General features: G+C 46.0%; 21 protein-coding genes and 5 tRNA genes. 11 read left to right on the top strand and 15 right to left on the bottom strand.

Features of this window, described 5'->3' with window-relative positions:
* Window positions 1-233: 233 nt before the first annotated feature.
* Both ACT89M_RS07215 and ACT89M_RS07210 read left to right on the top strand, forming a co-directional pair.
* Window positions 234-437: a Rha family transcriptional regulator gene (locus ACT89M_RS07215; protein ID WP_090918120.1), complete on the top strand. Its 204-nt coding sequence runs from the start codon at window positions 234-236 to the stop codon at window positions 435-437.
* A 35-nt stretch (window positions 438-472) separates the two neighbouring features.
* The gene (locus tag ACT89M_RS07210; RefSeq protein ID WP_154890880.1) at window positions 473-1099 is read left to right on the top strand and encodes a nitrogen regulation protein NR(II); all 627 of its coding nucleotides are present in this window, start codon (window positions 473-475) and stop codon (window positions 1097-1099) included.
* Window positions 1100-1190: 91 nt separating this feature from the next.
* On the opposite strand, the gene ACT89M_RS07205 is transcribed toward ACT89M_RS07210, so the two are convergent.
* From ACT89M_RS07205 to ACT89M_RS07190, 4 genes are all read right to left on the bottom strand, one after another.
* Complete coding sequence (locus tag ACT89M_RS07205) at window positions 1191-1616, bottom strand: helix-turn-helix domain-containing protein (RefSeq protein ID WP_090918123.1); 426 nt, start codon at window positions 1614-1616, stop codon at window positions 1191-1193.
* Window positions 1617-1875: 259 nt separating this feature from the next.
* Window positions 1876-1958 (bottom strand) — tRNA-Leu (locus ACT89M_RS07200).
* Between the two features lie 15 nt (window positions 1959-1973).
* A tRNA-Lys gene (locus ACT89M_RS07195) sits at window positions 1974-2049 on the bottom strand.
* Between the two features lie 119 nt (window positions 2050-2168).
* Window positions 2169-2240: transfer RNA gene (locus ACT89M_RS07190), tRNA-Glu, on the bottom strand.
* 352 nt (window positions 2241-2592) lie between these two features.
* Here ACT89M_RS07190 and ACT89M_RS07185 point away from each other — a divergent pair.
* On the top strand, window positions 2593-3369 hold the full coding sequence (locus ACT89M_RS07185; protein ID WP_090918125.1) for a DeoR/GlpR family DNA-binding transcription regulator: 777 nt from the start codon (window positions 2593-2595) through the stop codon (window positions 3367-3369).
* A 4-nt stretch (window positions 3370-3373) separates the two neighbouring features.
* Window positions 3374-4267, top strand: a complete 894-nt coding sequence (locus ACT89M_RS07180; RefSeq protein WP_154890879.1) for a Cof-type HAD-IIB family hydrolase — start codon at window positions 3374-3376, stop codon at window positions 4265-4267.
* A 170-nt stretch (window positions 4268-4437) separates the two neighbouring features.
* Here the strand turns inward: ACT89M_RS07180 and ACT89M_RS07175 are convergent, their stop codons facing one another.
* A complete protein-coding gene (locus ACT89M_RS07175; RefSeq protein WP_154890949.1) occupies window positions 4438-5034 on the bottom strand; it encodes a flavin reductase family protein in 597 nt (198 codons plus the stop codon).
* Window positions 5035-5161: 127 nt separating this feature from the next.
* On the opposite strand from ACT89M_RS07175, the gene ACT89M_RS07170 reads away from it, so the two are divergent.
* A complete protein-coding gene (locus tag ACT89M_RS07170) occupies window positions 5162-5860 on the top strand; it encodes an ArsR/SmtB family transcription factor (RefSeq protein ID WP_154890878.1) in 699 nt (232 codons plus the stop codon).
* Window positions 5861-6062: 202 nt separating this feature from the next.
* Here ACT89M_RS07170 and ACT89M_RS07165 read toward each other — a convergent pair.
* The 3 genes from ACT89M_RS07165 to ACT89M_RS07155 form a co-directional block, all read right to left on the bottom strand.
* Window positions 6063-6151, bottom strand: a tRNA-Ser gene (locus ACT89M_RS07165).
* A 6-nt stretch (window positions 6152-6157) separates the two neighbouring features.
* Window positions 6158-6233: transfer RNA gene (locus tag ACT89M_RS07160), tRNA-Asn, on the bottom strand.
* 94 nt (window positions 6234-6327) lie between these two features.
* Complete coding sequence (locus tag ACT89M_RS07155) at window positions 6328-6789, bottom strand: SprT family protein (RefSeq protein ID WP_221787934.1); 462 nt, start codon at window positions 6787-6789, stop codon at window positions 6328-6330.
* Window positions 6790-6908: 119 nt separating this feature from the next.
* Here ACT89M_RS07155 and ACT89M_RS07150 point away from each other — a divergent pair, with 119 nt between their 5' ends.
* Both ACT89M_RS07150 and cmpA read left to right on the top strand, forming a co-directional pair.
* Entirely contained in the window at window positions 6909-7265 is a 357-nt protein-coding gene (locus tag ACT89M_RS07150) for a hydrolase/acyltransferase (RefSeq protein WP_090918133.1), read from the top strand.
* A 273-nt stretch (window positions 7266-7538) separates the two neighbouring features.
* Window positions 7539-7682 carry a cortex morphogenetic protein CmpA gene (gene cmpA / locus ACT89M_RS07145; RefSeq protein WP_154890877.1) on the top strand — a complete coding sequence of 48 codons (144 nt, stop codon included), beginning with the start codon at window positions 7539-7541 and terminating at the stop codon, window positions 7680-7682.
* A 172-nt stretch (window positions 7683-7854) separates the two neighbouring features.
* Here cmpA and ACT89M_RS07140 read toward each other — a convergent pair whose 3' ends face one another.
* From ACT89M_RS07140 to ACT89M_RS07110, 7 genes are all read right to left on the bottom strand, one after another.
* Window positions 7855-10071 carry a Tex family protein gene (locus ACT89M_RS07140; RefSeq protein ID WP_154890876.1) on the bottom strand — a complete coding sequence of 739 codons (2217 nt, stop codon included), beginning with the start codon at window positions 10069-10071 and terminating at the stop codon, window positions 7855-7857.
* A gap of 482 nt (window positions 10072-10553) precedes the next feature.
* On the bottom strand, window positions 10554-12743 hold the full coding sequence (locus ACT89M_RS07135; RefSeq protein ID WP_154890875.1) for an alpha-galactosidase: 2190 nt from the start codon (window positions 12741-12743) through the stop codon (window positions 10554-10556).
* A gap of 235 nt (window positions 12744-12978) precedes the next feature.
* Window positions 12979-13329 carry a type II toxin-antitoxin system PemK/MazF family toxin gene (locus tag ACT89M_RS07130; RefSeq protein WP_024630714.1) on the bottom strand — a complete coding sequence of 117 codons (351 nt, stop codon included), beginning with the start codon at window positions 13327-13329 and terminating at the stop codon, window positions 12979-12981.
* A gap of 3 nt (window positions 13330-13332) precedes the next feature.
* A complete protein-coding gene (locus ACT89M_RS07125; RefSeq protein ID WP_024630715.1) occupies window positions 13333-13614 on the bottom strand; it encodes a CopG family ribbon-helix-helix protein in 282 nt (93 codons plus the stop codon).
* A gap of 259 nt (window positions 13615-13873) precedes the next feature.
* Entirely contained in the window at window positions 13874-15061 is a 1188-nt protein-coding gene (alr, locus tag ACT89M_RS07120) for an alanine racemase (protein ID WP_154890874.1), read from the bottom strand.
* 379 nt (window positions 15062-15440) lie between these two features.
* A complete protein-coding gene (locus ACT89M_RS07115) occupies window positions 15441-16664 on the bottom strand; it encodes a DUF4367 domain-containing protein (protein ID WP_154890873.1) in 1224 nt (407 codons plus the stop codon).
* Between the two features lie 152 nt (window positions 16665-16816).
* Window positions 16817-18661 carry an ABC transporter substrate-binding protein gene (locus ACT89M_RS07110; protein WP_186809750.1) on the bottom strand — a complete coding sequence of 615 codons (1845 nt, stop codon included), beginning with the start codon at window positions 18659-18661 and terminating at the stop codon, window positions 16817-16819.
* A gap of 145 nt (window positions 18662-18806) precedes the next feature.
* Here ACT89M_RS07110 and ACT89M_RS07105 point away from each other — a divergent pair, with 145 nt between their 5' ends.
* From ACT89M_RS07105 to ACT89M_RS07090, 4 genes are all read left to right on the top strand, one after another.
* Entirely contained in the window at window positions 18807-20111 is a 1305-nt protein-coding gene (locus tag ACT89M_RS07105) for an MFS transporter (protein WP_154890871.1), read from the top strand.
* Window positions 20112-20282: 171 nt separating this feature from the next.
* Complete coding sequence (locus ACT89M_RS07100; RefSeq protein ID WP_090918145.1) at window positions 20283-20510, top strand: helix-turn-helix transcriptional regulator; 228 nt, start codon at window positions 20283-20285, stop codon at window positions 20508-20510.
* Window positions 20494-21273, top strand: coding sequence for a DUF3169 family protein (locus tag ACT89M_RS07095; RefSeq protein ID WP_090918147.1), 780 nt, complete (start codon window positions 20494-20496; stop codon window positions 21271-21273). The genes ACT89M_RS07100 and ACT89M_RS07095 overlap by 17 nt, the downstream gene beginning before the upstream one ends.
* Before the next feature lie 49 nt (window positions 21274-21322).
* Window positions 21323-23548, top strand: coding sequence for a serine hydrolase domain-containing protein (locus ACT89M_RS07090; protein ID WP_154958512.1), 2226 nt, complete (start codon window positions 21323-21325; stop codon window positions 23546-23548).
* Window positions 23549-23558 lie beyond the last annotated feature (10 nt).

Raw genomic sequence — 23558 nt, 5'->3', positions numbered from 1 at the left:
AGCACACCAAAAACACGCCGCAACTCCCCTTGCTGGCGTGTTTTTTATTTTCTTCAATCAAAAAAATGCGGACTTACGTCATTTTAATTCAAAAAATACACTTATTTCCGTATTTTTTAATTGTTAGATGACGAATTTACGTATATAATGGAACCAACAGCACGTATTTCTATCTATTTTACATGAAGAATGACCTGCTGAATACTATAAAATCCACTCAGGGGTGAACCCTATTGAACAAGAAGAAGCCAGTCACTCCGTTCGGATGGGCTATCAAACGACGGCTAACCGAACTTCAGGTCGATCAGAAAACCTTTTGCGAACAACATGATATTCCGCCCTACCGTCTATCCAACCTTATTCATGGCACACGCAAAGCAACCCGATTCAGACATCAGGTCGCTGACATTTTGAACATACCAGAGGAACTGAGATAAGAACACTTTCATCCATCATAAGGAGGACTTCTCTCATGGGAACCATTACATCCGACCTGGAAAGCCTATCGTTCCAGGCGACCAATCATCAGTTGATCATTATTGATCATCAATGGATGATACGAAGCTGTAACCGGGCCTGGCAGCACGGACTTCATAAACTCTTCTTACGCGCAGCCAGCCGCCACAATCATTACCTTCACCTGATGGAAGCATGGGCAGCACAACAGAAAAACCACTATCCATCCAAGTTCGCGAGGTATCTGAGGCATAACGTTGTTCCTTTTAACAAAACCCATACATACGATATCTCTGTTATTACACCACACAACGAAGAGAAATGGTTTCGCGTAGAACTTACTCCCTTACAGAACGGACCTACGATGGATACCAACCTCGCTTTGGTGGCTCACACAGATATTACAGAACAGAAGAAGACAGAACTTCAGCTGCGACAAGCCTTGACTGAAGCTCGCACCCTCCATGGACTACTGCCTATTTGTGCCGTTTGCAAACATATCAAGGATGAATCAGACGAATGGAACAGCGTCGAGCGCTATCTGGAAAAACATACTTCCGCCGAGTTTACACACGACATCTGCCCAGATTGTATCCGCCAGTTGTACCCCAAATACTCCAGTATTCTTGACCAGCATCACTAAACCGATATTTCTACAGAAAAAAAACCTCCCTACTGTCCCGGAAATCATTCCCTTGGGCACAGATGGAGGTTTTTTTATCAATCAGAGACACTTACGTCCCTTCCTGCTCTGACTTATTTTCGTCTTCCGCTTCAGGTTGGTAGCTATAGTTTCCGGAATCTTTACTCTCTTTGAATTTGCGATAACGAGTGAACTCGATATATTCACTAATAAAAGACTGTTCCACAGTCGATAATTCACTCTCTTGGCAATTCAATTGCCGCAACACGTTAAAAAAATAATCTTCCCGCTTTTCCCGCACAATGGCTTCCTTCGATAAACGCCCAATCATTAACCAGTCCAGACTCACATCAAAAAATGAAGCAATTTCAATGAGTTTATTTGTACTCGGGATTGATTTACCACGTTTCCAGTCACCCAGATTGCCTGTGCTTATCTTCAGCTGTTCACAGAAGGCCTTCTTTGTCATCCCTCTTTCGGCAATCAGGTGCTCAATTCGCTCATAGATTGACTTCATGCAAGAACCGCCTTCCAACCGTAATATCAACTTAAATGCCATATGATTGAATTATAGCACAATATTTCTGAATCCTCAGCCCTTTTATATCCAGGAAAATCACTGTTCCAGTCGTCTGGAGTATCGTCCGATAAATACTTCAATCTGATTGGCCCGGTTCGCTGATTAAAGGTTCGTTTTAAACAATAACTTAGCATTCGCGAAAAAAATAGAAAAAGACACCCTTAATTCCTTAAGGATGTCTCACTCTAAAATCTGATGCGGTCGAGAGGACTCGAACCTCCACGGGTATACACCCACTACCCCCTCAAGATAGCGTGTCTGCCATTCCACCACGACCGCATATAAAATTGTAAATGGTGAGCCATGAAGGGCTCGAACCTTCGACACCCTGATTAAAAGTCAGGTGCTCTACCAACTGAGCTAATGGCTCTCAATGTACCTTCACCTGATGTTATGCCATGCTTCATATCGAATGTTACAGAGCAGTGACTTTCAAAGAAACCCCTTATTAAAGACGAATCTATTACGGTGAAGAATGAGGTAATACTATGACCCGTAGGGGATTCGAACCCCTGTTACCTCCGTGAAAGGGAGGTGTCTTAACCCCTTGACCAACGGGCCTTATGAACAATTTGTCTTCTTGGCGACAAGAATGAGTATATCACAGAGAAACATAACAGTGCAACACTTTTTTTATAATCTTTTAAAACCCAAATTTTTGCTCGCATCCAAAGGTCATTTTCTCAACCCATCGGCCGACTTCTTATCTCCTAATCTCGCTTCTTATTTACCTTATCTCGTTATATCTAAAATCACATTCTTGTCATGACCGTACTTTAATTATGTAAATTAATGATTAAAAAACTTATGAAAACTTATTTTCACTTACAATATTGCAGATCACATTATAATTACTTATAATTAAACTATAGTACAACGCACGGTCATCCATGAATATAAGGAGGCTTTACGTTTGTTTCAAGAAGAACGCATGCAACTCATTATTGAGCACCTGCGCAAGCATCATCGTATCTCGGCTGAAGAGATTGTATCTTTATTCGATGTCTCACGAGATACGGCACGCCGGGATCTGATTAAACTCGAAGAGCAGGAAGCTATTATTCGTACACGTGGTGGCGCAATCCTCCCTTCTCCCCCACAAGAGTTCAAGTCGTATCAGGATCGGTTGAAGTATGTATCTGAGGAAAAAAGAGCCATTGGCAAACTGGCCGCTGCTCTCGTTCGTTCAGGAGAAACCATTATCCTGGATTCCTCCACAACGGTGCAGTCCTGCGCGGAGAATCTGAACGGGAAATCCTGCACTGTAATTACAAATTCCATTCACTCTGCTGATTCGTTATCCAAGCACACAGCAGTCCAGATTCGACTGTTAGGAGGCCGATTGGATAAGGAACAGCGTTATGTCTACGGTACACCGGTTATTGAGACACTCTCCCACTACTATGTGGATAAAGCCTTTATAGGCATTGGCGGTCTCACTATGGATGGATTCAGTGCTTCTGAAGAGGAAGGCAAGATCAAACATCAGATGATGAAATCGGCCAAAAAAGTAATTATCCTCGCCGACCACTCCAAAATGGGCAAACGTTATGGTTATCGTTTTGCAGACTGGTCGCTGGTAGACGTATTAATTACAGATCAATGGCCGGATCAGGAATGGCTGGATTTTTTAAACGAACAAAAGGTTGAGATTCTAATCCCTGAACCCACACAAGATAAGGAGTTGTAAAGATATGAGGTTATTTGCTACCGATTTAGATGGAACTTTGTTGAATAGAGACAGCCAGATTAGCCGCGAGAATGCCGATGCCATCCAGAAAGCGCAACAGTCTGGCATGAAAGTAACCATTGCGACCGGACGCGTATATTCAGATGTTGTGGCGATTAGCCGCCAAGGCGGAATCAAAACACCGATTATCGGTTCCAACGGCGCTACCATTCATGATGAGAATGGAGAACGCTTATTCCACCTCCCTCTGGAACGTGAAACGGCCGCTTCTGTCATGCAATGGCTGGAAGATGAGCACATTTATTATGAAGCTTCAACTCAGATGGGCATATACGCTGCAATCAGTACTCATGAGACGATGCTCGCCGAATTGGAACGTGTCCTGGGATCAAAACCCGGTGAAGATATCGAGCGCATGATCCGTTCGATCAAAAAACACTACGACAAAAAAGACTATCACCGCGTGAACAACCATCTTGAAATTCCGGCAGAAGCTTGCATCTATAACATCATGGCCTTCTCGATGAATCCAGCGAAGGTGCAACGCGGACGTGAATATTTCTCCTCAAGAACCGATGTGGCAATGGTAGTCTCCTTTGAGCATAACTTTGAAATGCAACACCCGGATGTATCCAAAGGCAATGCCCTCTCCAAACTGGCGGAGCACTTGAACATTTCGATGAAAGACACAGCCGCGATCGGGGATAACTTTAATGATGTTTCCATGTTACAAATGGCTGGGCTAGGTATCGCAATGGGCAATGCCGAACCCGAAATTCGCGCCATGGCTAAAACAATCACACTAACCAATGTAGAGCATGGCGTCGCTCATGCGATTCATAGCCTGTTAGAAGGCAAACCGATCGCGCCTGAGGAAACCATTGTCTCGGAAGGCTGATAAAGTACCATTCAAAGGTTAGTAACATTAGTGAAGTGAAAACAAGCACAGCAGTCTCCTTAACCGAGCCAGCCTGTGCTTGTTTTTTGGGTTCCGTAACATGCCAAGGAGCGCAACTCTCACTTAACCTCTCACTCGACCTCTTATTCGATCTCATCAGCCATTTATTTCTATGCCCGAAAATTCTCGCCTTGTCTCTCCCCAAGTCCGTAATAATGCCTGAAATTATAAATCAACGGATGCCATTGCTTCGGATCAATCTTATTGAAATCTGAAATCAAATGAGAATGTGCATGCACCTTCACCGCTTTCACTTCTACAATCGCCATATTCGGCGTATGCTCCGGGATACGTATATGTTGTACAGCCGCTTCAATCTGAAGCGGACATTCAGCTATTTTATCTGGCGCTACTTGAACTGAACTTTGAGACGTCAGACCTACTGTCCTAAATTTATCTTGGCAAAACGTATATCCCATTTCTTCTTTAACTTCTGGCAGGGGAGAGCTTCCCGTCAACCGCCCCAGCGCTTCTACTCTTCCCCACATCGAGTCATCCGGCAGATTAATAACACATTCAGGATGATGACAGAGATTCTCATAAGCCTTGCCCTGTGTACCTATCCCCAGTACCAGACAATCCCCCAGCGCCCAAGAAGACGATAATGGGGAAAGATTCGTAGACCCATCTTCGTTTAAAGTACTAAGGATGATCACAGGGGTGCCATAGTATAAAATACTGGGATTAATAGTCTCGTGCTGATTCATCCGAGCCGACTGGGTAGTTTGTTTTGTGCTATACTGCTGCATATCGTTGCTCACCTTATACCTCTCCTGTTCAATTCATGAATTGAAACCAATTGTAATACAGCATTATTTCAACTATCATCGAAGTATGAATGCATATCCGAATATTACTGTTATCGCCTCACTTATTGCCGATACAAGCCGTTCTATATTCCTCTCCGCTCTGCTGGATGGAAGGGCGTTACCTGCCGGCGAGCTGGCCTATATGGCCGCAGTCAGTCCACAGACCGCAAGTAATCACCTTGCTAAACTTGTAGCGGGAGGACTATTGGAAGTAGAACAGCAAGGTCGTCATCGGTATTATCGTCTCGCGAACGAGGACATTGCGGATCTGATTGAGAAAATGGCCAGCATTGCCCCAGCGGTACAGGTTCGCTCATTGAAGCAATCCAATCAATTGCAACAATTAAGTTATGCTCGCACCTGTTACGGGCATCTGGCTGGAAAACTCGGGGTTTTACTCTGCGAAGCATTGCTCAAGAGAGGTTATCTGGTTGAACCTAAAGAAACGCAAGGTAAGGATTATCTAATTACGGAGGAGGGATCGCAGTGGTTTAGCTCATTTGGAATTAAGCTGCAATTGAAGCCAGGATCACGCCGGGCCATCGCTCGTAAATGCCTGGACTGGAGCGAACGCCGTCATCACCTGTCCGGCTTGCTTGGTGAACAGCTCGTTCAGCGATTACTTGAACTGAATTGGATTCGTCAAAAAACAGGAAGTCGCTCCGTAGAAGTAACCGAGGCTGGAAAATCAGGTTTGTACGAACTTTTGGGTATTTCCCTGTAAACGGCTCAGATGCTAAAAAACCAAAAAATCCTCTTTACATGAATAATTTTCTCATTCATGTAAAGAGGATTAAAAGTGTATAATCAGAACGGAGAGAGAGGGATACTCTCACTTCGCTCGAGACTGCGATGTATCGCTACCGAAGCTTATGCTCCGACGAACCTTTAGGGTTCTCATCCCTGGCATAGAAGTATATTCAGAACGGAGAGAGAGGGATTCGAACCCTCGCACCGCTTACGCAGTCTAACCCCTTAGCAGAGGGTCCCCTTATAGCCACTTGGGTATCTCTCCAAGAAATGGCTCCCCGAACAGGACTCGAACCTGTGACAACTCGATTAACAGTCGAGTGCTCTACCAACTGAGCTATCAGGGAAAATTAACTTGAATAACATTAATTTATCATGATTAATAATTCAAGTCAACCTGCCTTTGACTCCCTTTTTACAACAAATTATTCCTAGTGTTCGTCAGATGGTTTGAATTGTCAGTTTGCCTGAACATCGACCGCAGCGATAACGCTTGGGATCTATTTTCCGTTTACGCAAATACTCCATCCCGCAACTCTTGCATACCAGCTTGTACCGATACGGTAGCGGTTTTCTGCCCTTGTCTCCGGGGAGAGACTGACAGAACCTTGAACCACCTACTTTTTGCAAAAGTGCCTTGAATTCCGGGTCCCTATGCTGGTATCCCCGCCCTCGAATATGCAGATGATAGTGGCACAGTTCATGCTTGATAATTTTCTCAACCTCGTCTTTTCCATAAACTTCGAGCTGATGTGGATTTATCTCGATCCGATGACTTTTGAGCATATACCTTCCACCCGTTGTCGTCAGACGACGGTTAAATATCGCTTCATGAGTAAACGGAACTCCGAAATGTTCCAGAGAAATCTGTTCAATCCATTGTTGTAATTCCTTATTTTCCATCATTCTCCTCTCTCTCCACCCGCCCGAGCACACTGTTTTTCCCGTACAATACTTGAATTTTAACCGTTTCGTAGGCTACACTGTCAAGTAGAATGTATGAGGGGAGATTAATACTCGTTATGCCTACAATGCGCTATGTCATCCTGCAGCAGGAGCAACAATTACAGTTTGTTGAAATGCCCGCGGATTATGCTTATCAACTCAGTGCGCTTAATCTGCGTCTGCACAAGGAAATCGACAAACTCACGGCAACAGATGTACCCGTTCTACCCTGGGCTATTGCCGAATGTGATCATCTCGATCTGTTAAACGAAAACTTGTCCATCATCGGCGGGCTTGATTATATCAATGCCCTTGAAGAGCGTTTTGCTGCCCTGCGTGAAAGCAATTATCCTTTGATTTCCCTGCTTACCGAGATCCGGGCACTACAAGCCCAATTGGAACAATGGTATGAAGAAGAGATGGAGTCGTTCTGATTCATTTCATAGGGAAATTATGTCTGTTTAAAACCAGATGTATGAGCATTCCTCAACCATTACCTTACCGCAATATTGTAATCCTTCTCTTTTGATTCGCAAAACTCAATACAATGCAAAAGGCGCACTTCCCGCACAGGGGAATGTGCTTTTTTTCGTTCTGGTTCAACAGATTATGATCATTTTGAATTGACATGGAGTTATCCCGCACAGTCCAGGCTATTGCCACATATGCTAACGTACAGATGAATTATGCAAAAGGAGGAGATTCCTTTGCCTCAATGGCTCTGCAACCAACTCATGCGGGCGTTCCACAAAAAGGACAGTCGTCAAATCAAGTTACTGAACGAATGCTGGTATTTCTATCGCAACAAACCTGCCAGCGGTTCACAGCGCAACATCGAGAACGAAATCTAAGCCTTGTACACCAAACACCATACCTATCCATACCATTGCACCAAAAAGGATAATACTTAACAGCAAACAGCCTTCCCAATGCGGAAGGCTGTCCCATTATACGTTTACACGTATATACGTCTACAGACGTTTAGTTTGACATCACATCATGATGCCAAAACGCGATAATTAATCACGAATTTGCAGATGCAGGTTTTTTCATCGTCAGGCCAACACGGCCTTTTTTCGTATCTACATTCATCACCCAGACGGTCACATTATCACCAACGGAAACAACATCCATCGGATGTTTAACGTACCCGTTACTCAATTGAGAGATATGGACAAGCCCATCACTTTTGATGCCGATGTCAACGAAGGCACCAAAGTCAATGACATTTCGAACGGTACCTTGCAGTTCCATACCTTCCACCAGATCTTCAATCTTGAGTACATCGGTGCGGAAAATCGGCAGCGGCATCTCTTCACGAGGGTCACGACCCGGGCGCTGTAAACTGTCCAGAATGTCACGTAGTGTAGGCACACCGACATTCAGTTTAACGGCCAACTGTTCTGTCTGCTGTTCGGACAGAAGTACAGACAGTTCTTTGCTTCCGAGTTTGTCCAGCTCGACCTGAAGCTCTTTGAAGAGCTGATCAACCACCTTATACGATTCAGGGTGAATTGGCGTACGATCCAGTGGATTCTCCCCTTCAGAGATACGCATGAAGCCTACGCATTGTTCATATGTTTTTGCGCCCAAACGGGGCACTTTCTGCAACTGGCGACGACTTGTGAAACGGCCGTTCTCTTCGCGATATTTGACAATGTTTTTGGCAATAGTTGCATTAACACCAGCAACATAAGACAACAAGGAAGGTGAAGCCGTATTAACATCCACGCCAACATGGTTAACTGCGGATTCTACGACAGCCTTCAAGCTCTCTTCCAGAACCTTCTGGGATACATCATGCTGGTATTGGCCGACGCCAATCGCTTTTGGATCAATTTTAACGAGTTCAGCCAGCGGGTCTTGTACCCGGCGAGCAATAGAAGCCGCGCTACGCTCGGCAACATCCAGATCCGGGAATTCCTCTTGGGCAAGCTTGGATGCAGAGTACACACTTGCACCAGCCTCGTTCACAATCAGATAAACCAGACTGTCATCGCCATTCTCCTGAATGATCTCGGCTACAAACTGCTCTGTCTCACGCGAACCTGTCCCGTTACCAATAACGATCAATCCAATATCGTACTGCTTAATCATCCGATGGAACACTTCAGCCGCTTCACGCTTCTTGTTATGCGGAGGTGTCGGGTAAGTTACAGCTACTTCGAGCAATTTCCCTGTATCATCGACAACTGCCAGTTTACAGCCTGTCCGGTATGCCGGATCGACACCCAGTACACGTTTGCCATGAATCGGTGGCTGTAACAGCAGGTTACGAAGATTCGCGGAGAACACCGAAATCGCCTGATTTTCCCCTTTTTCCGTCAACTCGGCACGCACTTCACGTTCAATGGACGGTGCAATCAGACGTTTGTACGCATCTTCGACGACGGCACGCAAAATATCTTGCACCGCAGAAGCACCACGAATAATCTGGCTTTCCATATGGCGATGAGCTGGTTCGGCTTGCACGTCTAGTCCAACCTTGAGAATACCCTCCCGTTCCCCGCGGTTAATCGCAAGAATGCGGTGCGGCGGCATCTTTTTGGCTAATTCGCGGTAACTATAATAGTTCTCGTATACCGACTCTTGCTCCGTATCCTTGGCTTCTGAAGTCAGCATGCCGTGATCCAGTGTATATCTGCGAATCCAGGCGCGAATAGCCGCATCATCGGCAATATTTTCAGCGAGAATATCCTTTGCCCCTTGAAGAGCCGACTCTGCATCCTCCACCCCGAGTTCTGCATTAATATAACGCGCAGCCTCCTGAAGTGCATCTCCTTGTTTCGGCTGTTCCCAGATCCATACGGCGAGCGGCTCCAGACCTTTTTCCTTGGCTACACTGGCACGCGTTTTACGTTTCTGACGGTAAGGACGGTACAGATCCTCTACTTCCTGCAACTTGACAGCTTGCTTAATGGATTTCTCCAGCTCTTTGGTCAGCTTGCCCTGTTCCTCTATAATACGGATAACTTCCAGTTTACGGTCTTCCAGATTACGCAAATACACCAAGCGTTCTTCAATCTGCCGCAGCTGGTTCTCATCCAGTTCTCCAGTCATTTCTTTACGGTAGCGGGCGATAAACGGAATCGTATTGCCTTCGTCCAGAAGCTCCGATGTGGTGCGAATCTGCTTCAAGGACAGTGACAGTTCCTTGGCTACCTGTTTGATGATTCGTTCTTGGCGTTCCGCCTTTAATGTTTCTTCATTGGGTTCCAGAACCGTTTCCTGTTCAGACAAATAAATCCCTCTTTCCTTCCTGAATCGTTCATAATACTCATTTCAGGGCAGCAGTGCTGCATAATAACAGTATGGTCGATCATCCGAAGTTGATCTCAAGCTTTTCAAGCTCTAAATAACACTCTTCTCTATATTATCACAAAATCACGTTGAAATTTCTATCATTCCTATGGCACGTCTGTCATTTGCGTTATTGCACTCCTAACATCCTTCCCCGTTGAACGAAAAAAAAGACCGAGAACGTCATCATGACGTCCCCTGGTCTTCTTAAAAAATAATTTACTCCAATTCACCTAAATAAGTTGAGAGTTTCTTTTACACGTTAACGGAGGGGACAGAAAAAACCTGGAAAAGCGAAGCGTTCGCCTTTATCACCGGATTTTCCCCTTTGGAAAAGGGAATCAAAAAATCTGGGGATAACAGCGAATGGAAGGTTATTCTGTCATCGGAGTGGACTGTGTAAAATCTCTAGTTCAACTTATTTACACCCGCTCAAACCGGAACATTTCGCTCAGGTAGTCTCCAGACTCACTACCTACAGCAATACCGCCATACATCAAGGCATCGCCTGTAAACGTCTCTGAGCCGCCTTTCAGGCGGTAATCCGCGTTTGGATCAAGCCCTTTCAGCTTCAGACGTTGAAGCGGTGCATTCGGTTCAGAAAGTACACGGAAGTAGAATACAATCACTTCACCGCCATCTGGTGCAATGAACATCCATGCCGTTTCATTGCCTTCAAACGGACTGAGCAGACGACGGAAAGTACCGTATTGTACCGTACTGCGAATTTCCTTGTATAGGTCGACCTGTGCTTTTACAATTGCATTCTCTTCGTCTGTAAACTTCGTCAGATCCAGCTCATATCCAAAGTTGCCCGACATCGCAACATGACCGCGAATCTCCAGAGAAGTGATCCGGTTCACCTGATGGTTTGGCACAGCCGAAATATGTGAACCCATGGAACTTACAGGATATACAAGGCTTGTACCGTATTGAATCCGCAAACGGGAGATCGCATCCGTGTTATCGCTGGTCCATGCTTGAGGCATGTAATACAGCATGCCCGGGTCAAAACGTCCGCCTCCGCCAGAGCAGCTTTCGAACAAAATATGCGGGAAGGAAGTAACGATACGCTCCATTACTTCGTACAGTCCTAGCATATAACGGTGCGCCGTTTCGCGCTGTCTGTCCGCCGGGAGTAATGCAGAGCCGACCTCTGTCATGTTACGGTTCATGTCCCACTTCACATAAGTGATCGGTGCAGAGCCCAGAACATCGGACAACATCCGAACGATCTCGTCACGCACATCCTGACGGGAGAAGTCGAGCACAAGCTGTTGTCTTCCTTCGGTACGGCGGCGATCAGGCACATGCAGACACCAGTCCGGATGCTTACGATACAGCTCACTATCCGGGGAGATCATCTCTGGCTCGAACCACAGCCCGAACTGCATGTCCAGACCTGTGACACGGTTAGCCAAGTCATCCAGTCCTTGAGGCAACTTGTTTTTGTCCACAATCCAGTCGCCCAAGGATGAATTATCGCTGTCCCGGTGACCGAACCAACCGTCATCCAGCACGAACAACTCAATGCCGAGCTTCTGCCCTGCACGTGCGATCTGCTCAATCTTATCGGCATTAAACCCGAAATACGTTGCCTCCCAGTTGTTAACCAGCACAGGACGCTCAGCATTGCGGAATTGTCCACGCGCCAGACGTTCGCGGTACAATTCATGGTAGGATTGAGACATGCCATCCAGGCCCGTAGCCGAGTAGACCATAACAGTCTCAGGTGTCTGGAACGACTCCTGCGGTTCAAGCTTCCAGCTGAACTCAAACGGATTAATACCAACAGATACACGAGTGGTATAGAACTGATCCACTTCTGCCTGTGCAGTAAAGCTACCGCTATATACTAAACTGAATCCATACACTTCACCTTGATCTTCATCCGTTCCCGGTGTCATCAAGGCAATGAACGGATTTTGCTGGTGACTGCTGGAGCCACGGCGGCTCTCGATTCCTTGCAATCCGGAAGCAAGTGGACGACGAACGATGTCACGTTCACGAGTCCAAGCACCCGAGAGTTGCAGCAATTCGTAATCTGCATGTGGCAGGTCTACAGAAGAGCTGAGTGCTCGCAGTACATTTACCACGTTAGCGCTCTCATTCACGATACGCATCGAGCGTGTAATGGCGTTAAAAGCAGTAAACGCAGTATACGTTAACTCAATTTTCACACCCGACACCTGATCTTGCATTTCAATAATAAGCGTATCCGCTTCATCTTCGGATTCTACATACGTTGCCGGAAGTCCCGTTAACGCCTCTTTTCCCTTGACCAAACGATGGCCTGTATACGTAAACTCGGATACCGTTGAACCATTCTCCAGTTCCAGCTGGATGGCCGGGTTGCGGAAATCGCTCGTTCCATAGACCGGAAGTTCCACTGGCAGGGTGTCAAACGAAATCGTACGATCCTCCGGCACCGGATTTGGACTAAAGGATGCTCTTTCCGTCCGAACATGAAGCCAGCTCAGGTCGGTATCACGCAGTTTTTTACCATAATACAAATGCACCAAATACCCCGAAGGCAATACCTGAAATACGTAGCTCGCCTCGCGGGTCTGTAAATGAAACTGAAGTTTCTCCTGATTGATGTAAATGCTCATATGTCTCCTCCATCTATCTATATAGGTCTTTCGGGTAAACGGTTTCTCAGGTTCCATTATAACGAAAAGATCATCAATGTTCTACGCTTTCACCAAGTCTTAATCAAAAGAGCGCACAACACCCATAAAGGTATCGCACGCTCTTAAGATTACATTCTGAAATTGTGTGTTCCCTCACAGGAACATCCGTTGTCAACAGACAGGCGAGCAAGCACATCAAGTGCTACGCTTTACCCTAAAAATCGATTAAACCCAAGCTGATCTGCAAGGCCTCGTTAACCAATTTCATGGTCTCCTCGTCCAAATGCGTAATCTTGTCGGTCAGCCTCTGCTTATCGATCGTCCGAATCTGTTCGAGCAAAATCACCGAGTCCCGGTCAAAGCCATGCGCCGCTGCATCAATCTCGACATGTGTTGGCAGCTTTGCCTTCTGAATCTGGGCGGTAATCGCCGCCACGATACAGGTTGGACTGAACCGGTTGCCGATATCGTTCTGGATGACCAGAACCGGCCTGACGCCACCTTGCTCAGAACCGACAACGGGAGAAAGATCCGCAAAAAAAACGTCACCACGTTTTACGATCACTGTCTACACCCCGCTAACTAAGCGGTCCAGAGTGCTGTCCGCATCTTCCTCCGCGTGAAAGGCTTCGGATGCCATGGTCAGGTTAATTTTAGCCATCTCCATGTACCCTCGCTGCATTGATTCACGGATGTAACGTTTCTTCCGTTCCGTCAAGTACAGCTTCATTGCTTGCCTAATCAATTCGCTGCGGTTGGAATTCTCCAGCGCTACGATGCCATCCACTTCCTGCAAAAGATAATCAGGCAAACTGATCATAATCCGCTTGGTGTTCTGCAAGTTGGCCACCTTTCTTCCACCCCCACAAACCTTTCGCCATTGTGAACCAGTATTACGCTTTTCCAGAACTTTTATACAAAGGAATATATATGCCCCGCGTATATCAAGTATGCTGTACTCCATTATAAACACGGGAATCATTATTCGTACAGACTAAACATCGCATTTCAGGATTTAATTCCTGACAACGTACATATTTCGAGATACTGCGACAGTATTCCTTCTGTTCTGAAAAAAACTTTGCTGGTAATCGTGTCCAATTTGCGAATTACGTTGTCAAAAGGGGATTGATTCTGGCGACTACCTCTCCTCCCCGGGTATAGACCCGAGGAATACGATGTGCCATCATGCAGATCACTTCATAGTGAATCGTACCAAGCTGGTCTGCCACTTCACTAGCGGTAATTACACCACCAGACTGGTGACCGATGAGAACAACCTCTTCGCCGGCTTGAATTGCTTCCGCTTCTTCTGCGAAAGATTGTAGCGACACCATACACTGATCCATGCAGATCGTACCAACGACAGGAACGCGGCGGCCACGTACAAGCACTTGTGCTTTGCCTGTCAGCATTCTTGAGAATCCGTCTGCATAGCCGATAGGCAAGGTCGCTATTCGTTCATTTTCATGTGTAAAATAACGGGTTCCATAACTGACTCCCCAATGGGACGGCAGTGTTTTGACCAGAACCGCTTTTGTCTTCAGTGTCATTACCGGGAGCAGTTTCACTACCTGGTGATTCACCTCTACCGAAGGATACAGTCCATACAGACTTATGCCCACACGTACCATATCATAGGATAATTCAGGTGTATCAATAGTAGCGGCACTGTTCGCCGTATGTATAATCGGGATGACACATCCCTGATTCCGAAGCGTCTCTGTAACGCTCTGAAACCGTCGATACTGTTCCAGTGTATAGGTCTTGTCTTCTTCATCTGCTTTGGCATAGTGAGTAAACATACCTTCCAGCATTACCTGATCAAGTGAGGAAACCTCTTGTATAAAGTCAAAGGCCTCATTGCCAGGTAGCAGACCCAATCTGCCCATGCCACTGTCGATCTTGATGTGAACTTTCAGCTGATTTGCGAATGTGCCTGGATTCACCTGTTTGATAGCCTCAAGCACTTCTCTGCTAAACAATGTAATCGTCACATCATGTTGCCACGCTACAGCGACTCCTTCAGGCGGCGTATACCCCAATACCAGAATCGGGCTTGTGATGCCGTGCAGACGCAGTTCAAGAGCTTCGTCCAGGAACGCTACACTTAAATAATCCACGCCTACTCGTTCCAATTCTCTGGCTGTCTCTACTGCACCATGCCCGTAAGCGTTGGCCTTTACACAAGCGAGAAATCTCGTACCCTGAGGTAACGCCTTACGAAAGGCGGTTACGTTGCCTCGCAAATGATCCAGATTGATCTCCGCCTGAGTCGGCCGATATTGTCCTTGCACGTTAAGTCACCTTCTCTAATCTTCTTAATCCGGCTCACGTCAGACTCCATCGTAATGCCCCAGCATGTCACTGTCAAATAAGCAGAAATTTCGCTTCTCAGATCATATGCTGTAATAGCCTGCAGAGAACCATAATCAAGTGCAGAAGACGGCCGATAAGCACAGTTATTACAGTCCGCTTGGGTCTCAATATACAGCTGTATATAACTTGCTTACATCAGCTTATTACCCGGTTCACTGCGCGTAGAAGCGTATTTTGTATTTTTAGACTGAACTAGGCATGTTCTTGGGTACTGTAAAAATAGATAAAGCACCGGAGAATTGAATTCTCCGATGCTCTATAGCATTCCTTGGGATAGCACGGCTATGCGTTCTCGTTTTATTTACCTGACTCTTCCTGCATGGAGGTCGCTATACGTACCATCTCATTCTCAGGCAGATCCGCGCTTGTAATTCGGTATTCCACGCCATCGGAAGTCCAGGTCAGCGTCTGCAAAGCATCTCCGCTAATCATACCCGCTGTAAATCCAAGATCAACCAGACGGGAAGGGGCAAGGGATACAGCACGATCCTGAGGTCTTGCTTCAAATATGGTGTAATTATAGGTTCCCTCATACCGAAGCAGAACGGAATAATCCCCGGCTTCTTCCAGAATCTGATCATCCTTCAGCTTGACACCTTCCGGCGCATATGTCGGTTGAATAACACCAAAGCTCTCGGCTTCTTGCGGTTCAGCCACAGTAGGTTCTTCGGTACCCTGCCCACTTGTTGCCCCTTCTGAACCTTCTGCTCCTTGTGTTCCTTGTTGATCCGTACCCTCACTTACGCCTGTCTGCCCATCAACAGCTCCCCCGGTTCCCTCGGAGCCTGGCGTAGCCCGAGGATTAGCTGGCTGTTGTCCGGCGGCGTCATCGGTTTTCTCGGCTGGAGCAGCACCTGCATCTGTTCCTGTCTTATTCCCTTCTTCTGTTGCAGCCGTCATGTTGCGTTGCATATCAAAGGCATCTTTTCCAAATTCGGCTCCGAACTTGAAGCTGTCAAACTTCACGTCCACCACCACATTGGCATTAGAGTCGGACACTTCTACTTGTTTTGGTGCGTAATCACTCTTGTTCAGCCAGATTTTTTGTCTTACGAGAGCATGTGTATTGTAGTTGGCAGCAACATCGAATACATAGCTTTCCTTTTCATCTGCAAACTGACGGGTCGTATCCCCTGTAATGCTTCGAATCAACGTTTCATACAAGTAAACCTGACCCTGGTTATCCGGCCAATCACTTTGGAAACGGAAGCTTTTATTCTGGCTCGGTGTCAGTACAAACACACCTTCATCGTTACGAAGTACAATTTGCGTAACATCCTTCTTGGCATTGGTTAGTGCAATACGGTAATACGAAGGCTTCTGATGCCATACCTCGACCTTGTACTGCTGCGGTGTTTCTCCGGTATGCAGCGTCATAACGCCTGCTCCCTGGTAACTTTCCATCTCTCCAACGACTTCGTTCAGATCTTTGACCACAGCTGCCGCATCCTTCTTCCCGCAGGCGGCAAGTAAGGCCGATAAGACCAATACCATGGCAAGCATCCATGATATTCGGCGCATGACATCATCCCCTTTAGCACATGTTTTCACTTCAGGATTGTGCGTACAGCAGAACCCCTACTTGATTAGTACATGTTATGAGGGACTTGTTCGATATATGCGGACTAGTTTGACAAGCATGGCATGAAACGTTGTTGAAACGGATTTCTTGTCTACCATAGCGGGATATACACCGGATAACTTGTCTCCGTATTCGGCGCATCTGTTTTTCTTTTAATCCAAAGTTGCCGCAAATCCGGCAAACCATAGCCTGAAATTTTGTAATTCCGTAGCGAGACATCATGGGCGTGCACTTCTTTGAAAGCATATACCGGCAGTATAAGCGCCTCTTCAACCAGCCGCCCCTCCAGTTGAATTAATCTTTCCATACGTAGCACAGGTTCCTGAATCATAACGATATTTTCACATGCTTGGGCAAGCTCGGCTCTCCAATAATCATTCATTGCAAGCAGAAATAACGTATTTCCGAATGTATACATCGTTATCAGACTCCGCATCACATGCTCATCAAATACTTCTCCCGTATAGATCATCTCATAAGGCTGCAGTTCGTCATGATAGACCATATGAACAGGATCGCCAGTCACAACAGTTATGTTTAAACCCACTGATTCACAACGCTTGGCAAACCAAGCCATATCTGCCTCCATCTGCTCCCCTTCTTCAACCCAGACTCGCAACGGTTGTCCCTGGTAAGCACTGCGCTCAAGCAACGTTGCTGCCTGTACAAGTCCAGACTTGTCCGATCCCGTCTGACCTGTCACAGCCTCTTCAGAAGGAATTACATTTTGTTGCTCCCGTGCTCGAACATGATTCAAACGATCGACCTTCTCCATGTAAGGATTATCCATTGATTCAACCAACTGATCCGAATCGAGTAACAGCCGGACAGCTTGACGGAAATAAAGATCATGATGCGGGCCTTCCTTTTGCATATTAAACGTCATAAATACACCGCCCTGAATCTCATGCTCCACAGAACGAAGTTCACCGTCTGAGAATAGACGCTTCTTAACTAAAGATTCAGTCAAGTCTGCTTGAGGAAGCTGCAAGAATTCAACCCGATCAATATATGCTCGGCCTCGGAAATAAGTCGGGAATACCTCCATTACCAACAAGGTCGCGTCATGATGCGTAATTCGATAAGGTCCTGTTCCAATCGGACGAAGGGGTTCCATCTGTACATCCCTAGGTACAATCGAAGCACACAAACTGCTCAGCAGATCAGGCAACATGAAGTTAGGCTTATGTAGCACAAAGCGTACGGTCAGGTTGTCTATCAATTCAACATGTTGAATTGAACCAAACATGGTTTTGCAAGGATTATCCGGATCAGTAACGATACGATCAAACGTAAATTTAACATCTGCTGCTTCCATCACACGACCATGATGAAACTGAACGCCTTTGTTCAGATAAAACGTCCACTCTCTACCCTCCTGATCACTCTCCCACGCTATAGCCAGACTTGGCTCACATTGCTGCCGCTCTGCATTGTAACGAACCAGACGGTCAAAAACCTCAGTGATAATAAAACCTTCCCCCCACATCGCCGTCTGCGTTGGGTCAAAGGTCTGGAAATGAGTATTCTGCGGAATTCGTAATGTATCCGTTCTACCTGCAACCCCTTCAATGGAACGTAGTCCAAATTGAAGTTGCAGACTATGCAACAGCCTCTCTCTTAACTGAGGTGGCAGGGATGAGGACATTTCATAGGCTTCTTCCATCCTGTTTGCATGCAGAAGCTGATCAAAACGTTCTGCAGCAACTTCTGCCACTGGCTTGCAAAAGACCAGAATGGACTTTTTTCCTCTTCCGCGCTGCGGGCTCCATCTTGCCCAACCATGCTCCTGAAACTTGTTCATAATCAGATTCATGTTACGCATCGTACAGCACAGATAATCCGCAAGTTCACCTATAGTGATGTAAAGCTCTTGATCATCACGTACATGCTTAAGCTTCAAGCGCAATTGTATATAATGCTCCGATATATCCATGCGATGTATGTCCCTCCGAATGGTCCATTTTCTTTGTTCCCTAAAATACGAAACATGAACGACCATGTATACAGTTTTTCTTCAGGTTTTATTTTATTATACTCGATAATATCAACATGACCACAGGAAGGAAGACATACTTGCTATGAAATTTGCTGATTTGCACTCGAATATTAAAATTCGAATTGTTACTGATTTTTTTACTGATCTGACACAAAAGACTGTTCTTCCGTTTATGGGGATTTATCTGAGTATACAGATTGGCGTTGGATGGGCAGGGCTCCTACTGACCGTTAATATTGCTGCTTCCATGCTGGCGGGACTTGCCGCTGGATACTTGTCTGATCGAATGGGACGTAAAAAACTGATGGTCATCGCCCAAAGTCTGCAGGTATTTTCTCTATTCTGGCTCGCAGCTGCCAATTCACCCTGGATGAATTCTGTCACACTTACATGTCTTATGTTTCTACTTAGCAGTATCAGTTCAGGGATAACCGCTCCGATTGCAAGTGCCATGATTGTTGATGTAAGCAGTGAGCAGGAACGTCATTACATCTATGGTTTGCAGTACTGGACAACCAATGTAGCCATAACTTTCGGTGCATTGCTGGGAGGCCTTTTATTTGAATCATTTCGTTTTCTACTGTTTAGTCTGGTATGTGCGGAAAGTATCGTAACCTTGCTAATTCTACTATTTCTAATTCATGAAACAATGGTAAATAAACATTACGTTTCAATTAATTCAGCAAATGACCCATCTGTATCTCCACCATCTGAACCCTCTGGACAATTGAAGTCAGCTTTACAAAACAACATGTTAAACACGTACAAAAAAATACTTCGCGATAAACGTTTTATGGGCTTTTTTACAGCAACCGTTCTTGCAGTTGCCCTTGAATTTCAGTTGGATAAATATATTGCCGTAAGGTTAAAAAATGAATTTGCTTCAGAATTTCTCGGCTTTCATATATCGGGCCTTCACATGTTCAGCATAGTCATAATCATCAACACAGTAATGGTTGCCTTAATTGCCATTCCATTCGGCAAGTACATCAGACGCATCAGTTCCAAAACGATCATAACAGCCGGAATGCTCCTCTATACCTCTGGTTTTGTCGTTCTGGCTTTCAGTAACTGGGCATGGTTGCTTATAACTTCTGCTGTACTGTTCACCATTGGGGAGCTTATGTATTCACCTGTGCGTCAGGTTCTTCTAGCCGGCATCATTCCCGATTCAAACCGCGCGGCATACCTGGCAGCTGATGGACTCAGCTATAATGTTGCCGCTCTGCTGGGAAGTCTTGGCCTGGCAATAGGAGCTCTCTTCCCTTCATATGTGATGGCCGGTTTATACCTGACAGCAGGTTTGGGAGCCCTTTTCTTTTTTCGAATGTCACTTCGAGCAGAGGCCAAACGCAATCCAAACACTTCCTTTGCAGATGCCTCTTAAGCAATATCTATCCATAGACGCAAATAAACATTTGAGAGCCTTTCGAGGCTCTTTTTTACGTTTATTCGAATTCATTCATCATCATAAAAAGTAAATAATCATGTTCATTTTGTATATTATACTTTACATTTAGTCGATTATCATATACATTGTATTCATGGAGGTGAGTACATGGAAGAATTACACAATCACGTTCGGGAGTTACGAGCCAGAGACCGATTGTCTCAGGCAGAACTGGCGAAGCTCATCGGAGCATCAAGGCAAACTATTGCTCTGATTGAACGCGGAGATTATTCTCCCTCGGTCGTTCTGGCATTAAAAATAGCTCATGTGTTCGGCGAATCTGTTGAAAAAATATTTGAATTGAAAGGTGGAAATATAGATGAATCAAACCGCTAATACCTCATCCAAAAAAAGAAGAATGCGTCTTCCGCTCTATGCCGCTGGCGGTGCTGTTGTCGGATTTATTTCCTCAGCCGCGTTCACCAAGCTTCCTTCTGATCTGAACTGGACCCTATCCGTTTATTACGATTACGACCTGCTATTTGCCCTGATCGCTCTGGTGGTGCTTGTTATGACCATTTGGAACAGCATTAGTCTGGCTCGTACCCCCTCTGCCCGTCCTGAAGAAGAAGAAGCGGATGATATAAGTGACCATCCCTCCTTGATGTCTCCGGCTGAACGTTCGCTTGGAAGCGCCATGATGCTTAGCACGTTCAGTGTGATTACTTCATTTGCATGGGTCGCCCTTGCCTTGTCGTTATACGCATCGAGTAGAGACTTGCCCAAGTCTAGCAATCTGTTTACGCTTGGAAATTTGGTCGCCGCCTGCATCGCTGTAATCATCGTCGTTGTCCTGCAGAGCGTGACGATCAAACGTTACAATCGCTACTTCCCTGATCGCGCACTGGACTTGAACTCCCGCAACATGCAGAAAAATCACTTCGAAAAGCTGGATGAAGGCGAAAAATGGATCGTGTATCGTGCAGCCTATCGCTCGTTTCAGATGATGAATCTCCTGCTTGGCGTCGGCATGGCCGCTTTAGTCGTATATTCGATCTTATATTCCTTTGCCGCTTTCCCGATCATACTGCTGTCAGTCATCTGGATCATCAACATCGGCGTTTATTTTCGTGAAACTTATCGTGCTCAGAAGCAGTAATACACAGTGAACTACCTACTTTGGTAAAAATGACTAAAGGAGTGATGATGTGTATTTATTCAACCGAAATACCCGGTCCAAATGGAGCGCCCTGACCAGCGCATGTATGGCACTTGTTCTTTCTTTAAGCCTCTGGGCTCCCCAGGTTCAGGCTCAGACCGGGGCAACAGCCCCTGACTCTGACGGCTCGAAACAGCCTGTAACACTGAATACCGAATCGGCTAATGCTTTTCTGGATAAGTTCTTCGCCTCATCTGAAACCAAACCACATTACGTTGGTGCGTCTGTCGTCGTTGTAAAGGATGGTCAAGTTATTGCTGAAAAAGGATACGGTCATGCCGATCTAGACAAAAAAACACCTGTCGATCCGAAAAACACCGCTTTTCGTGTCGCTTCAGTCTCCAAAACCTTCACAGCTGCTGCGGTCATGCAGCTTGTTGAACAAGGCAAGGTCGACCTGAAGGCTGATTTTCAGACCTATGTGAAGGGGTTGCACTTCGAGAATCCATTCGATGCGGAAGTAACCGTAGAACATCTGTTGACACACACCACAGGGTTTGAAATCCGTGATCCACAGCCGGAAGACATCCACACAGACCAAGGCAAGTACATAACGATGGAGGAATACGCCGAGCAGCACATGCCTCCTGTTGTGCGAAAGCCTGGTAGCGCCTACATGTACGATAACTTCTCGTTTTTGCTACTCGGGTTGATCGTCGAAAATGTCAGCGGCGAGCCGTTTGAAACGTACATGCAAGAGCACATCTTTAAGCCTTTAGGCATGAACAACAGCAGTTTTATGCTAGATGAAAAATTCCAGAAACAGCTTGCCACTGGTTATGATGCAGCTCACAATCCGGTTGACATGTACTTCATTGATCCCAATCCATTGCCACAAGGCGGCATGCTGTCTACCGCGGATGACATCGGCAAGTTTATGATTGCCTTTCTGAATGACGGCAAGAAAGATAACCAGCAGATTTTGAAACCAGCAACCGTGAAAAGTATGGAGCAGTATCGCTCTTCCATTCACCCGTTGCTGCCGGATAGCACGTACGGATTCGAAGCACCATTTCAGCTCCCTGGGGCGGGAAGCAGTTCCAAAGTAATCACCAAAGCAGGCGACCTGTCAGGTTACAGCTCTTATCTATTTTTTATTCCTGAGCAGAACACAGGCGTCTTCCTTACCTATAATCAGAATGGAGCTCTGCGTAACCTGCTCTACTCGGCCTTTATTCAAAACTTCTTTCCTCAGTACGCTAAACCCGTACAATTCAAGGATTACACACCGCAACCTGCGGAAGAGTTGCAACGTTTCAACGGTTTTTATGCCGACCTTCGGATCAGTGCACTCATCAGCAAATTGCAAACTGGCGGTGAAACGTCCAGTCAATTAAGCATTAGTGATCCGTATCTGGGTGAACGTAAGCTGATTCAAGTGGAGGACAATCTGTTCACGGATGAATTAACAGGACAGTTCACAGCCTTCAAAACCTATGAAGATGGAACAACCTACATGAGAGAGCCGTATCTCAACCCATTCGGATATGCCAAAAAAGGGCAAAAAGCGGCGGGCTTCCTGGATGTTAAGAAGAACAATCCTTATGCTCAAGCGATCCATAGCTTGCAATCGCTTGGATATTTCGAAAATGAAGCTAACCAGTCTTTCATGCCCAAAACGACTGTAACTCGTGCGGAATTTATCGAGGATATACTTAAATTAAGTGGACTCAAGCCTAGCAAAACATCACCGCCTGCTGACACCGACTGGGCTGGCCATGCCGCTGCTGGCTATATCCAGCTTGCTTATGAAATGGGTATGATTACAGGTGCAGACGAGAAACAGTTTAAACCCGATCAAGCCATTGTTCGGCAAGAAGCAGCAGTTATGATATGGAGAGTATTTCAGCTGCAGTATCCAAGCGAACTGTTTAAGGACGTTAAACTTGCAGGCCACACAGATGCTTGGGCTGTGCCTGCAGTGCAAATGATGGTGAAGCTGGGTATCTACGGCCCTGAGGTCAAAATGCTGGAGGACAATGCTGCAGATTACCTCTCACGCAAACCTCTCATTCGTCAGGAACACGCTGCGATCATGTATGCGTTAATCACACAGCCGACCGATCGTATTGTCGCTGAATTGATGGCTGCACAGCAACCAGAGCAGGCAGGATCTGAGAAGATTACTAAAGAAGCCGCGACGCCAGAGAGCAAAGCTGAGAATGCGCCTAATCAAGCGACAGAAAGCGCTCCTCCAGCAACATCCGTTCAATAATTATGCTATA

Source organism: Paenibacillus sp. NN59 (genome assembly GCF_057597225.1).
Note: the sequence above shows the minus strand (reverse complement) of the source record. Positions and strands in the feature narration are given on the sequence as shown.

What these genes read in the sequence shown, in the direction of transcription:
- ACT89M_RS07115 (WP_154890873.1), bottom strand. Translation starts at nt 16,664, where the DNA reads ATGCGCCGAATATCATGGATGCTTGCCATGGTATTGGTCTTATCGGCC.
- ACT89M_RS07100 (WP_090918145.1), top strand. Translation starts at nt 20,283, where the DNA reads ATGGAAGAATTACACAATCACGTTCGGGAGTTACGAGCCAGAGACCGA.
- ACT89M_RS07110 (WP_186809750.1), bottom strand. Translation starts at nt 18,661, where the DNA reads ATGGATATATCGGAGCATTATATACAATTGCGCTTGAAGCTTAAGCAT.
- ACT89M_RS07210 (WP_154890880.1), top strand. Translation starts at nt 473, where the DNA reads ATGGGAACCATTACATCCGACCTGGAAAGCCTATCGTTCCAGGCGACC.
- ACT89M_RS07135 (WP_154890875.1), bottom strand. Translation starts at nt 12,743, where the DNA reads ATGAGCATTTACATCAATCAGGAGAAACTTCAGTTTCATTTACAGACC.
- ACT89M_RS07205 (WP_090918123.1), bottom strand. Translation starts at nt 1,616, where the DNA reads ATGAAGTCAATCTATGAGCGAATTGAGCACCTGATTGCCGAAAGAGGG.
- ACT89M_RS07105 (WP_154890871.1), top strand. Translation starts at nt 18,807, where the DNA reads ATGAAATTTGCTGATTTGCACTCGAATATTAAAATTCGAATTGTTACT.
- ACT89M_RS07150 (WP_090918133.1), top strand. Translation starts at nt 6,909, where the DNA reads ATGCCTACAATGCGCTATGTCATCCTGCAGCAGGAGCAACAATTACAG.
- ACT89M_RS07180 (WP_154890879.1), top strand. Translation starts at nt 3,374, where the DNA reads ATGAGGTTATTTGCTACCGATTTAGATGGAACTTTGTTGAATAGAGAC.
- ACT89M_RS07095 (WP_090918147.1), top strand. Translation starts at nt 20,494, where the DNA reads ATGAATCAAACCGCTAATACCTCATCCAAAAAAAGAAGAATGCGTCTT.
- ACT89M_RS07155 (WP_221787934.1), bottom strand. Translation starts at nt 6,789, where the DNA reads ATGGAAAATAAGGAATTACAACAATGGATTGAACAGATTTCTCTGGAA.
- ACT89M_RS07170 (WP_154890878.1), top strand. Translation starts at nt 5,162, where the DNA reads ATGAATGCATATCCGAATATTACTGTTATCGCCTCACTTATTGCCGAT.
- ACT89M_RS07175 (WP_154890949.1), bottom strand. Translation starts at nt 5,034, where the DNA reads ATGAATCAGCACGAGACTATTAATCCCAGTATTTTATACTATGGCACC.